The organism is Lentzea cavernae, assembly GCF_014653695.1.
Taxonomy (GTDB): Bacteria; Actinomycetota; Actinomycetes; order Mycobacteriales; family Pseudonocardiaceae; genus Lentzea; species Lentzea cavernae.
In genome coordinates this window covers 338,192-350,151 of the sequence record NZ_BNAR01000002.1, presented here as the reverse complement: position 1 = coordinate 350,151, position 11,960 = coordinate 338,192, and the positions used below count along the sequence as shown (strand labels likewise).

Annotated in this window: 9 protein-coding genes; 4 read left to right on the top strand and 5 right to left on the bottom strand. The window is 71.0% G+C overall.

Features of this window, described 5'->3' with window-relative positions; genetic code table 11:
- Positions 1-17: 17 nt before the first annotated feature.
- Together IE307_RS07570 and IE307_RS07565 are read right to left on the bottom strand one after the other, a co-directional pair.
- Positions 18-1,550 carry a S8 family serine peptidase gene (locus IE307_RS07570; RefSeq protein ID WP_191297028.1) on the bottom strand — a complete coding sequence of 511 codons (1,533 nt, stop codon included), beginning with the start codon at positions 1,548-1,550 and terminating at the stop codon, positions 18-20.
- Between the two features lie 20 nt (positions 1,551-1,570).
- Positions 1,571-3,133 carry a S8 family peptidase gene (locus tag IE307_RS07565; RefSeq protein WP_191297026.1) on the bottom strand — a complete coding sequence of 521 codons (1,563 nt, stop codon included), beginning with the start codon at positions 3,131-3,133 and terminating at the stop codon, positions 1,571-1,573.
- Between the two features lie 136 nt (positions 3,134-3,269).
- On the opposite strand from IE307_RS07565, the gene IE307_RS07560 reads away from it, so the two are divergent.
- Complete coding sequence (locus IE307_RS07560; RefSeq protein ID WP_229904498.1) at positions 3,270-6,167, top strand: ATP-binding protein; 2,898 nt, start codon at positions 3,270-3,272, stop codon at positions 6,165-6,167.
- 36 nt (positions 6,168-6,203) lie between these two features.
- Here IE307_RS07560 and IE307_RS07555 read toward each other — a convergent pair whose 3' ends face one another.
- Positions 6,204-6,641, bottom strand: a complete 438-nt coding sequence (locus tag IE307_RS07555) for an Lrp/AsnC family transcriptional regulator (RefSeq protein WP_191297025.1) — start codon at positions 6,639-6,641, stop codon at positions 6,204-6,206.
- An 81-nt stretch (positions 6,642-6,722) separates the two neighbouring features.
- On the opposite strand from IE307_RS07555, the gene IE307_RS07550 reads away from it, so the two are divergent.
- Positions 6,723-8,135 carry a pyridoxal phosphate-dependent decarboxylase family protein gene (locus tag IE307_RS07550; protein ID WP_191297024.1) on the top strand — a complete coding sequence of 471 codons (1,413 nt, stop codon included), beginning with the start codon at positions 6,723-6,725 and terminating at the stop codon, positions 8,133-8,135.
- Here the strand turns inward: IE307_RS07550 and IE307_RS07545 are convergent.
- Together IE307_RS07545 and IE307_RS07540 are read right to left on the bottom strand one after the other, a co-directional pair.
- Positions 8,119-9,267: an NAD(P)/FAD-dependent oxidoreductase gene (locus IE307_RS07545; protein ID WP_191297022.1), complete on the bottom strand. Its 1,149-nt coding sequence runs from the start codon at positions 9,265-9,267 to the stop codon at positions 8,119-8,121. The genes IE307_RS07550 and IE307_RS07545 overlap by 17 nt on opposite strands.
- Complete coding sequence (locus tag IE307_RS07540; RefSeq protein ID WP_191297020.1) at positions 9,264-9,581, bottom strand: bifunctional 3-phenylpropionate/cinnamic acid dioxygenase ferredoxin subunit; 318 nt, start codon at positions 9,579-9,581, stop codon at positions 9,264-9,266. Before IE307_RS07540 ends, IE307_RS07545 begins: the two co-directional genes overlap by 4 nt.
- A gap of 120 nt (positions 9,582-9,701) precedes the next feature.
- Between IE307_RS07540 and IE307_RS07535 the strand changes: the two genes are divergently transcribed.
- Positions 9,702-10,484 carry an IclR family transcriptional regulator gene (locus IE307_RS07535; protein WP_191297018.1) on the top strand — a complete coding sequence of 261 codons (783 nt, stop codon included), beginning with the start codon at positions 9,702-9,704 and terminating at the stop codon, positions 10,482-10,484.
- Between the two features lie 181 nt (positions 10,485-10,665).
- Entirely contained in the window at positions 10,666-11,946 is a 1,281-nt protein-coding gene (gene glyA / locus IE307_RS07530; RefSeq protein WP_308436339.1) for a serine hydroxymethyltransferase, read from the top strand.
- Positions 11,947-11,960: the final 14 nt, after the last annotated feature.

Below are 11,960 nucleotides of genomic sequence, written 5' to 3'. Positions count from 1 at the left end.
CTCTTCGCGTGGTGGGATCAGACCGTCAGGGTCCAGGTGTCGATGTTGCCGGTGTCGTAGGTGTAGACGTCCTTCACCTGCAGCTTCCAGGTGCCGTTGCGCGCTTCGGAGGACAAGTCGACGGTGTAGGTCTCGTGGACCCCCGCCGAGGACGAGGCGCCGCCCGCCTTCTTCAGCACGTACGTCTTGCCGGACGGGCTGACGAGGTCGATCGCCAGGTCGCCGGTGTAGGTGTGGTTGACGTCGACCTTGACGGTTGCCGAGGCCGTGGAGTTGCCGGTGCAGCCCGAGATCGTGACCGACGACGAGACCGCGGTGCCGGTGTCCGGAATGGACACGTCGTCGCCGTTCGTGCCGGGACCGCACTGCGGGTCGGGACCGCCGCCGATGAAACCGCTGTACAGCAGTTTGTTCGGCGAACCGGAGCCCGGGTTGGTGACCTTGCCGGAGGTGGCGCCGTTCACCAGCGCGTCGCGCAGGGCCTGCGGGCTCGCGGACGGGTTGGCCGACAGGTACAGGGCCGCGACCCCCGCGACGTGCGGGGTGGCCATGGACGTGCCGGACATGTTCGTGCTGCCGCCGTTCAGCCCCAGCGAGGTGATGTTGTCACCCGGCGCGAAGATGTCCGTGCAGGTGCCGTAGTTCGAGAACGAGGCACGTGCGTCGTTGGACGAGGTGGCGTTCACCGTGATCAGCGACGAGATCTTCGCGGGACCGGTGGAGCAGGCGTCGGTCGAGCTGTTGCCCGACGCGACCGCCATCTGCACGCCGGAGGCGACCATGCCGGCGATGGCGTCGTTGCCGATGTCGGCGGTGTCGAAGGTCCAGGAGGCGTTGACCACGGCGGGCTTCTGCGCGTTCGCCGTGATCCACTCGATGGCCTTGACGCCGGCCGAGTCCGGTCCGTTGCCCGTGCAGTTCGTGCCGAGCATGCGGACCGAGACGAGCTTGGCCTTCTTGGCCACGCCCCAGGTCTTCGAGCCGACCGTGCCGGCCACGTGGGTGCCGTGGCCGGAGCAGTCCTGACCGTTCTGGCCGTCCTCGATGAAGTCGGCGCCCACGGACGCCCGTCCCTCGAAGTCGGCGATGTTCGTCTTCACACCCGTGTCGGTGATGTAGACCGTCACGTTCGACGCGCCGCCGCTGGGGTAGGTGAACTTCTTGTCCAGCGGCAGGTTCGCCTGGTCCACGCGGTCCAGGCCCCACGTCGGGTTGGTCTGCACGTCCGACGCCCGAGCGGTGCCGTCCTGGTAGACGGCCTTGACGGCGGGGTCGGCCGCCAGCTTCCGCGCGGCGGCCTCGGTCAGGTTCTTGACCTGGAAGCCGCGCATGGCACGGGAGAACACGGCGTCCAGGGTGCCGCCATACTTCTGGGTGAGGGCGCTCGACGCCGACTGGATGGCGGCGCCGGGCTTGAGCGAGACGATGAAGCTGCCGCCGGCCGCGGGTTTCTCGGCCTTGACGAAGTCCGCCTCAGCCGCTTGTGCCGGGGTCACCAGCAAAGCGGTGGCGGTCACGACGATGGCGAGCCCGCAGGTGGTGCGGTGCATGGGAATCCTTCCGGTGCTCGTCAGAACGTCAGGGTCCAGGTGTCGATGTTCCCGGCGTCGTAGGTCCAGACGTCGGTCACCTGCAACTTCCACGTGCCGTTGCGGTTCTCCGCGGAGGCGTCGACCGTGAAGGTCTCGTGCACACCGGCGGACGAGGTCGCGCCCTTGGCCTTCTTGAGGCTGTAGGTCGCGCCGGACGGACCGACGAGGTCGATCGCGAGGTCGGCGGTGTAGGGGTGGTTGATGTCCACCTTGACCTTGGTGGCGGTCGAAGCCTTGCCGGTGCAGCCGGTCACGCTGACGGAGGAGGACACGGCGGTGTTGGTGTCCGGAATGGACACGTCGTCACCGTTGGTGGCCGCGGCGCACGGCTCGGGGTCCGGGCCACCGCCGCCGATGAAGCTGATGTTGAGCAGCTTGTTCGGCGAGCCCCGCAGATCGGTGATCTTGCCGGTCGTGGCGTTGTTCACCAGCGCGTCGCGAACCTGGGCAGGGGTTGCGGACGGGTTCGCGGACACGTACAGCGCGGCGGCGCCGACGACGTGCGGGGTGGCCATCGAGGTGCCGCCCATGGAGGTGGTGCCGCCGCCGTTCTTGGTGGAGGTGATGTTCGAGCCGGGCCCGAAGAGGTCGACGCAGGAGCCCCAGTTCGACGCCTGACCGCCGGTGTAGATCGACCGCTTGTCCGCCGAGTCGCTGGCGGCCACGGTGATGGCCTCCGGCACGCGGGCGGGGGAGGTCTGGCAGGCGTCGCCGTTGTTGTTGCCCGCCGCCAGGCCGAACGTGACGCCCGCCGCGATCGCGCGCTTCACCGCGTTGTCCACAGTGGAGTCCGCACCGCCGCCGAGGCTCATGTTCGCCACGGCCGGCTTCTTCGCGTTCTGCGCGACCCAGTCGATGCCCTTGATGATCTGCGAGTACTGCCCGTTGCCCGAGCAGTCGAGCACGCGCACGCCGACCAGGTTGACCTTCTTCGCCACGCCGTACGTCTTCGATCCCACGGTGCCGGCGACGTGCGTGCCGTGGCCCTGGCAGTCGGAGGCGTCCGGGTCGTTGTCGATGAAGTCGTAGCCGTCCTTGGCGCGGCCCTCGAACTCGCTGTGCGCCTTGTAGATCCCGGTGTCGAGGATGTACGCGGTCACGGTCGGCGCGGTGTTCGGGTAGGTGTACTTCGCGTCGACGGGCAGGTTCGCCTGGTCGATCCGATCGAGGCCCCACGTCGGGTTCGTCTGGGTGTCGGACATCCGCGCCCAGCCGTCCTGCTGCACGTAGGCCACCGACGGGTCGGCCGCCAGGCGCTTCGCCGCCGCCTCGTCCAGCTTCACCGCGAACCCGCGCACCGACGCCACGTAGGTGTTGCTGACCTTGCCGCCGTGCTTGCGGGCCAGGTCGAGCGCCTTCGCGTTGGTGGTGGGAGCGTCGCTGGCACCGTCCTTGAACACGACGATGTAGCTGCCCGCGACGGGCTGGGCGGTCTTCTGGATCGCCCCCGCTTGGGCGTGGACAGGGCTGCTCACCGCCGCCACGACGGCCAGGCCGAGCCCGGTCGCCGCGAGCACGCGTGTCGTGCGATCAAGTCGCATCTCTGGTTCTCCGTTCTCCGGCCGCCTCGGCAGGGGTGGGCGACCACGTGCCGATCACCATCGGGCGACCCGGAACGACGAACAATCCGGATATCTCTACGTAGGGATACGCGTCTTTCACCTAACATCGGTGCGGATGAGCCGGACACCGAAGTCCAGGGCGCGACGCTGCGACCCCGGCGGACTGATGCGCACCAGCTCGCCGGTGCTGGTGGGGCGAGGTGACCAGCTCGGCGCGCTGCGGGCCGCCGTGCCGAGCCAGCCCGCGGTCGTCATGATCGAGGGCGAGGCGGGCGTCGGTAAGTCCCGTCTCGTGCGGGAGTTGCTGGACGCCGACCTGGGCCCGATCTCCGTCCTCATGGGCCACTGCCAGCCGGTGGGGGAGCCGTTCCCGTACGGCGCGGTGCTGGAGGCGCTGCGCGACTGCACGGATCGCCTGGCGCGCAACCACTCGCGGTTGAGCCCGGTGTCCGGTGTGCTCGGTGCGCTGCTGCCGGAACTCGCCGCCTACCTGCCGCAGCCGCCCGCGCCGACCGGCGACCCGCGAGCCGAACGGCACCGGCTGTTCCGGGCCCTGCGCGAACTGCTCGGCGTGCTCGGACCGGTGCTGCTGGTCGTCGAGGACCTGCACTGGGCCGACGACGGCTCGCGGCAGCTGCTGCGGTTCCTGATGGGCGATCCGCCCGCGAACCTCTCCATCGTCGTCACCTACCGGCGCGAGGACGTGCCCGGCGGTGTTCCCCTGGGCTCGGCGTACCGGCCTCCCACGGGGATCACCAGTGCGTTGCTCGAGCTCGAACCGCTCGACGTGGCCGAGGTGCGGGCGCTGACGTCCGCGATCCTCGACGGCGAGCCCGTGTCGGCGGAGTTCGCGGCCAAGCTGCACGAGCGCACGGCCGGCATCCCGTTCGTGGTCGAGGAGACCCTGCGGGCGTTGCGCAATCCCGCGGGCGCCGTGCACGCGGACGGCGCCACGGCCCGCCGGCTGCTCGACAACGTCGACGTGCCGGTGCTGCTGCGCGACGCCATCGCCGAACGCCTGGCCGCGCTGCCCGCCGAGGCCACCAGGCTGGTCCAGGCCGCCGCCGTGCTGGGCGCGCCCGCGTCCGCCGAACTGCTCGGCGAGGTGGCCGAGATCAGCGGAAGCCGGGAAGCGCTGACGCACGCGCTGACGGGCCACGTTCTGCACGAGGTCGACGCACGGCGGTACGGCTTCCGGCACGCACTGGCCCAGCAGGCCGTCTACGACACGTTGAGCGGACCGGACCGCCAAGCACTGCACCACCGCGCCGTCGAGGTGCTCGACCTGGTCGAACCCCGTCCGCTGGTCCAGCTCGCCGAGCACAGCGAACGCGCCGGGCGCACGTCCGCGTGGCTGCGCTACGGCGAGGCCGCCGCGGACAGGGCCGTCGACAACGGCGACGCCGGCACCGCCACGGCCCTGCTGCAACGGCTGCTGCTCGACCCGGCCGTGCCCGCCGCCGACGTCGACAGGCTCGCGATCAAGCTCGGCCAGATCGCCCACCAGGGCCTGGACCAGCTCGACCCGACCGAGGCGCTCGAACGCCTGCTGTCGGACCGGCGCCTGTCCACCGCGGCACGCGGCCAGGTCCGCCACTACCGGGGTGTGCTGCTGATCCGTCAGGCGGGCGGCATCGAGGAGGCCCGCTCCGAGCTCGAACGAGCCGTCGCCGACCTGACCGAGCGCCCCGGCCTCGCCGCACGGGGTGAGGCAGTGCTGGGCCTGTCGTACCTCGGCACGACCCCGATGAGCGAGGTCCAGCCGTGGCTCGACCGCGTGGCACGCGCCCGTGCCGTCTCCGACGACCCCGAACTCAAGATGTCGTTGTACGCCAACGAGATCGGCTCGCGCATGCACACCGGCGACCCGGCCGTGCTGGCGGAGCTCGACTTCCTGCCCGCCTCCACCCCGGGCGAACTGCGCCAGGTCGCCCGCGCCCACTGCAACCTCGCCGACGCGCTCACCACGACCGGCCACCTCGACCTCTGCGCCGACCTGCTGCGCAACGGCCTGCGGTACGCCTCCGAGTGCGGCGCCCCGTTCGTCGCCAGCACCGCGCACGCGACAAGGGCCCGCCTCGACTGGCTCAGAGGCGACTGGGAGGGCCTCGCCGAGCGGGCGCTCGGCCTGCTCGACGAGTACCGCGACCTGTTCCCGCTGGCCAGCGAGCTGTGCCTGATCCTGGGCTCCCTCGCGACCGCGCGGGGCGAGTGGGCGGAGGCGACCAGCTACCTCACCGAGACCGGCGCGTTCGCCCCGGAGGAGTCCATCACCCCGGTCGCCATCGCGGGCTGTGCGGCCCTGGCCCGCACGATGCTGGCCCAGGACGAGGTCACCCGCGCCTGCGTGGACGTGGACCGCGGCCTCGCGATCGTGCGGGGCAAGGGCGTGTGGGTGTGGGCGACCGAACTGGGCCCCGTCGCGGTGGCCACCTTCCTCGCGGCCGGCCGCGAGACCGACGCCGAGTCGCTGATCGACGAGATCGCGGCGGGCATCGAGGGCAGGGACGCCCCGATGGCGTTCGCCGCCCTGGCCTGGTGCCGGGCCCTCCTCCTGGAGGCACGCGGCCGTCTCGACGCCGCCGTGCCGCTCTTCCGCGAGGCGGCCGACCGCTACTCGGCGCTGCCCGCGCCCTACCTCACCGCGCTGGTCGCCGAACGCGAGGCGGCCTGCCTGGTGCCGTCCGACCACGAGAAGGCGGCCGAGGTCCTGTCGGCACTGGTCGACACGTTCGACGGCCTGGGCGCCACCCGCGACGCGGCCCGGTGCCGCCACCAGCTGCGCAGCATCGGCGGCGGCAAACCGTCGCGGCGGGGGCGGCGCGGGTACGGCGACGAGCTCTCGCCTCGTGAGCAGGAGGTCGCCCGGCTGCTGGTCGCGGGGCACACCAACCGCAAGATCGCGGACGTGCTGTTCCTGTCGCCCCGGACGGTCGAGCAGCACGCGGCGCGGGTGCTGCGCAAGCTCGGGGTGTCGTCGCGGGCCGAGTTGCAGGCCGAGGACCTGGCCTGAGCGCCGGGTGAGCCCTCCGAGGCGCCGATCTGGGTGCTACCGGGGTAGCACGGTCTTCATCGGGAACTGCGAGTTCGTGCGCGCCACACCCGGCAACCGCGTCAGCGCCGACATGTAGAGCTGCTCGTACGCGGCGAGGTCGGCGACCGCGATCCACAGGTGGTAGTCGGGCTGCCCGAACATCCGCACGCACGACTCGACCGCGTCGATCTCCGCGATCTTCTCCTCGAACGCCTCGATGGTGGCGAGGTCCTGCGCGTTGAGGTCGATGTGCACGAGGACGCGGAAGCCGCGGCCGAGTGCGCCGGGGTCGACCGCCGCGTGGTACCCGGTGATCACCCCGGCCTCCTCCAGCGCCCGCACCCGGCGCAGGCACGGCGACGGCGTCAGGCCCACCTTGTCGGCCAGTTCGGTGTTGGTGAGCCGCCCGTCCTCCTGGAGGTGGCGGATGATTGCGCGGTCGATGCGGTCCACTGGCAGATTGTGCCACGACGAAGCCCGCATGAGGTCGAAGTGGCAATCGCGTGCCAGCCTGAGAAGCCTAATCTGCTTGGCGTGAACGAACTTCTGCTGACCGGCGACGAACGGGACAGGGCCGGCGCGAGGCTGCTGGCGCTGCTCGACTCCTACGAGCGCGGCCTGCCCAAGGCCGAGATCCTGCCGGAGCCCGATCGGGACGTGCTGGCGTCGTTGCTCGCCGCGCCGATGCCGGAACGGGGCGTCGGCGTGGACGCGCTGTTCGACCGGTGGGAGGACACGATCCTGCCCAACTCGACGGCGGTGGCGCACCCGAGGTTCCTCGCGTACGTCCTCGGCCCACCGAACGGCATCGCTCCGTACGCCGAGGCGGTGGCGGCCGCGCTGAACCAGAACTGCAACTTCTGGCAGCTGTCACCCGCGGCGAGCGTGGTCGAGCGCTCGGTGCTGGAGTGGCTGGCCTCGGTCGTGGGTTTTCCCGCCCAAGCCAAAGGAATCCTGACCGGTGGCGGGTCGCTCGCGACGCTGCAGGCGCTGGCCACGGCGTTGAACGACCGCGTGCCGGACTTCCACGCCAACGGGTTGCAACGCGCGTCAGCACCGCTCGTCGTCTACACCTCCGTCGAGGCGCACCGCAGCGTGGACAAGGCCGCCGCGATCCTCGGCATCGGCCTGGACAACGTGCGCCACATCGCGACGGATTCGGTGCACCGCATGGATGTCGGCGCGCTGCGGGCGGCGATCGAGGAGGATCGTGCCGACGGGTTGCGGCCGTGGTGCGTGGTCGCCACGTGCGGCACGGTGTCGACCGGTTCGGTGGATCCGTTGGACGACATCGCGGATCTGTGCGCCGCGGAGGACCTGTGGTTGCACGTCGACGGTGCGTACGGCGCGCTTTTCCTGCTGTCGGAGGAGATGCGTGGGCTGATGGGCGGTTGTGCGCGGGCCGACTCGATCACGCTCGACCCGCACAAGCTGCTGTACGCATCGCTGGAGGCAGGGTGCCTGCTCGTGCGCGACGGTGCGAAGCTGCGAGACGCGCATGCGTTCGACTCCTCGTACCTGACGGTCGCCGAGGACCCGTTGATGACCGACTACATGGACTACGGGCCGCAGCTCTCCCGCAACTTCAAGGCTTTCAAGGTGTGGAGTGCGTTGCAGGCGTTCGGTGTGTCGGCGTTCCGCGAGGCGAACGTCCGCACGCTCGGGCTGGCGCGGCGGCTGGGCGAGGGGATCGAAGCCACTCCGGGGCTCACCCTGCTGGCTCCGGTGACGCTGACCGCGGTGTGCTTCGCGGTGGACGGTGCCTCCGACGACGACCACACGGCGTTGCTCGAGAGGCTGGCCGCGGAGAACGTCGCGCTGCTCGGACCCGTTGTGGTGGCGGGCAGGCGCGGCATCCGTGCCTGCGTCACCAACCACCGCACGTCGGAGGCAGACATCGATCTGGTGCTCGAATGGCTTCAGTCGCGCCTCACGGGACGGCGGTGAGCCGGCGGCGCAGACGGCCGAAGAGCTTGGCGTTGTTCATGGCGAGCAGGCCGATCGGCCTGCCGGCGCGGCGGAACTCGGCGATGAACCTGCGGTCGTCCGGCGAGCCGTCGATCACCGCCACCTCGTCCGCGCCGCCGGTCTCGCCCGCGAGTTGCAGGCGGACGCCGTACTGGTCGGACCACACGTAACCGGACGGGCGGAAGGTCTCGGCCGTCGTGCCGGCCAGGAGGTTGCGGACGGCCACGACGGGCTGTTCGGACGCGTTCGTCCAGTGCTCGTGGCGAACGTGACCGCGGGAGGACCGGTACCGCGCCACGTCGCCGACGGCCACGACGGACGGGAGGGAGGTGACGCAGCCGTGGTCGCACAGCACGCCGTTGTCCAGCGCGAGACCGGAACCGGCGAGCCAGTCGACGGCGGGTTCCACGCCGATCCCGGCCACCACGACGTCGGCGGGCAGGTGCGTGCCGTCGTGCAGGACGACGCCGGTGACCCGCGACCCGTTGTGCGCGAACGACTCCACGCCGACGCCCAGGCGCAGGTCGACGCCGTGGTCGGCGTGCAGGTCGGCGCAGAGCGAGCCGAGGACGGGGCCGAGCGCGCGTTCCATCGGGATCGCGGCGGCCTCGACGACCGTCACGTCCAGGCCGAGCGAGCGGCACGTGGAGGCGACCTCGGCGCCGATCCAGCCCGCGCCGACGACCACGACGCGGGCGCCGGGCAGCAGTTCCGCCCGCAGTGCGACGGCGTCGTCGAGCGTGCGGAGTGCGTGGACACCCCGCAACGAGGCGGTCCCCGGCAACGTGCGGGGCCGGCCGCCGGTCGCGATCACGACGCCGTCCGCGCGCACGACCTCGCCCGTGGAGAGGAAGACCGAGCCGGACGACGGGTCGAGCCGGGACGCGCGGACACCCAGCCGCCACTCGGCGCCGAAGTCGTCGTCGGAGAGCGCGAGGTCGGCGGCGGGCAGAGCGCCCGACAGGAACGCCTTGGACAGCGGCGGCCGGTCGTAGGGCGCGTGCGGCTCCTCGCCGATCACGACGATCCGCCCGTCGAAGCCCTGTGACCGGAGCTCCTGCACGGAACGCAGCCCGGCGAGCGACGCGCCGACGACCGCGACCGTTCTCATGCCACGGCCTCGTGGCGGCCCGTGTCCACGTAGATCATCCCGTCCTGCACCACGACCGGGTACGTGCGCACCGCCTTCTTGGCCGGCAGGCAGTTCGGGATCCCGGTGCGGAGGTCGAAGCTCGCCGCGTGCAGCGGGCACTCCACGAAGCACCCCTCCAGCCAGCCCTCGGACAGCGAGGCGTCCTGGTGGGTGCAGGTGTCGTCGATCGCGTAGAACTCGCCGTCCGCGTTGAAGACGGCGATCGCCACCTCGCCGGACACGACTACGGACTCGCCCACCGGCAGGTCGTCCACGGCGCATGCGGTGATCATCAGAAACCCTCCGTTGCGTATTACGGAACAGGGTGTGCGATACGCAACAGCAGAATGGCTCAGGATCATGGAGGTCGTCAAGAACCCGAGCGGGTTGCGGTAGTCGGATACTGTTGCGTCATGAGCAACAACGGGGATGCTCGCGACACGTCGCTGGTGCAATCGGTCGTTCGTGCGGTCGCGGTGCTGGAAATGCTGGCCCGCAACGGGGAAGCGGGGATCACCGAGATCGCCGCCGAGCTCGGCGTGCACAAGTCCTCCGCGTCCAGACTCGTGTACACGCTCCAGGCCCGTGAGCTCGTGGAGCAGGACGGCGAACGCGGCCCCTTCCGCATCGGCATCGGCATGCTCCGGTTCGCGGGCGCGGTGACCGGGCAGCTCGACTACGTCCGGGTCGGCGGTCCCGTGTGCTCGGATCTCGCCGACCGGCTCGGCGAGACCGTCAACATCGCGGTCCTCGACGGCGACGTCGCGCTCAACGTCAGCCAGGCGCGGGGGAGTTCCGCGGTCGCCGCGCAGAACTGGGTCGGGCAGCGCACGCCGTTGCACGCCACGTCGAGCGGCAAGGTGCTGCTCGCCGCCGCGCCGGCCGACGAGCAGGAACGGCTGCTGGCGGGCGAACTGGAGTCCTGCGCCCCGCGCACGATCACCGATCCCGCGAAGCTGCGCGGCGCTCTGCGGCGCACGGCCGAGGACGGGTTCGCCACCTGCATGGAGGAGCTCGAAGCCGGTCTGCACGCCGTCGCGGTGCCGGTGTTCGGCTCCCAGGGCGACGTCGTGGCGGCGATCAGCGCCGCCGGTCCGGCCTACCGGCTCTCGCAGAAGCGCATGCCCGAAATCGTCGAGGAGCTGCGCGTGGCGTCGCGCGACCTCTCCGTCCGCATGGGGCATCCCGTGCTGTGAAAGGTGTTCACGAACGACGAGCCCCCGGCCACCGCCGGGGGTTCGTCGCCGTTTCGGATGCCTCCGTCCGTGCGACAAGGCCTTGACAACGGCTCCGACGAGTCTCACCGTGATGCGCGCTGCAGTTGCATAATGCGAACTTGGTTGCGTATTACGGAACTCGCTCGGAAGGGTTGGCCCGTTGTCACTCTCCGTTCCCACCACCACCGTCCTGGACCAGGACCTCGACGAGCTCGATCCCGAGGTCGCCGCCGAGATCCGCGCCGAGCTGCACCGCCAGCAGTCGACGCTCGAGATGATCGCCTCCGAGAACTTCGCGCCGGTCAGCGTGCTGCAGGCGCAGGGGTCGGTGCTGACCAACAAGTACGCCGAGGGCTATCCGGGCCGCCGCTACTACGGCGGGTGCGAGCACGTCGACGTCATCGAGGCGCTCGCGATCGAGCGCGTGAAGGCGTTGTTCGGCGCCGAGCACGCGAACGTCCAGCCGCACTCGGGCGCGCAGGCCAACGCCGCGGCGATGGCGGCGGTGCTCCAGCCGGGTGACACGATCATGGGCCTCGACCTCGCGCACGGCGGTCACCTGACGCACGGCATGCGGATCAACTTCTCCGGCCGCCTCTACGACGTCGTGGCCTACCACGTGGACCGCGAGTCCGGCCGGGTCGACATGGCCGAGGTCGAACGGCTGGCGGTCGAGTCGCGGCCGAAGCTGATCATCGCAGGCTGGTCGGCCCACTCCCGGCAGCTCGACTTCGCCGAGTTCCGCCGCATCGCGGATCTCGTGGACGCCAGGCTCATGGTGGACATGGCGCACTTCGCCGGGCTCGTCGCGGCGGGCCTGCACCCGAGCCCCGTGCCGTTCGCCGACCTCGTCACGACCACCACCCACAAGACCCTCGGCGGTCCGCGCGGTGGCGTGATCCTCTCGACCCGGGAACTGGCCAAGAAGGTCGACTCCGCGGTGTTCCCCGGCCAGCAGGGCGGGCCGCTGCAGCACGTCGTCGCGGCCAAGGCGGTCGCGTTCAAGATCGCGGCGGGAGCGGAGTTCCGCGAACGCCAGCAGCGCGTGCTCGAAGGGGCGGCGATCCTGGCCGGACGCCTCGCCCGGCCCGACTGCGCCGAAGCCGGCGTGAAGGTCGTGTCCGGCGGCACCGACGTGCACCTCGTGCTGGTGGACCTCGTCGAGTCCTCTTTGGACGGCAAGCAGGCGGAGGACCGGTTGCACCGCGTCGGCATCACGGTCAACCGCAACGCCGTCCCTTTCGACCCGCGGCCGCCCATGGTCACCTCCGGCCTGCGGATCGGCACGCCCGCGCTCGCGACCCGCGGCTTCACCGCCGGCGACTTCGCGGAGGTCGCGGACGTCATCGCCGCCGCTCTCAAGCCGTCCTTCGACGAGGACGACCTGTCCGCTCGCGTCGCGCGCCTGGCCGCGAAGCACCCCCTCTACCCCCATCTCTGACAGGAGCGACTCCA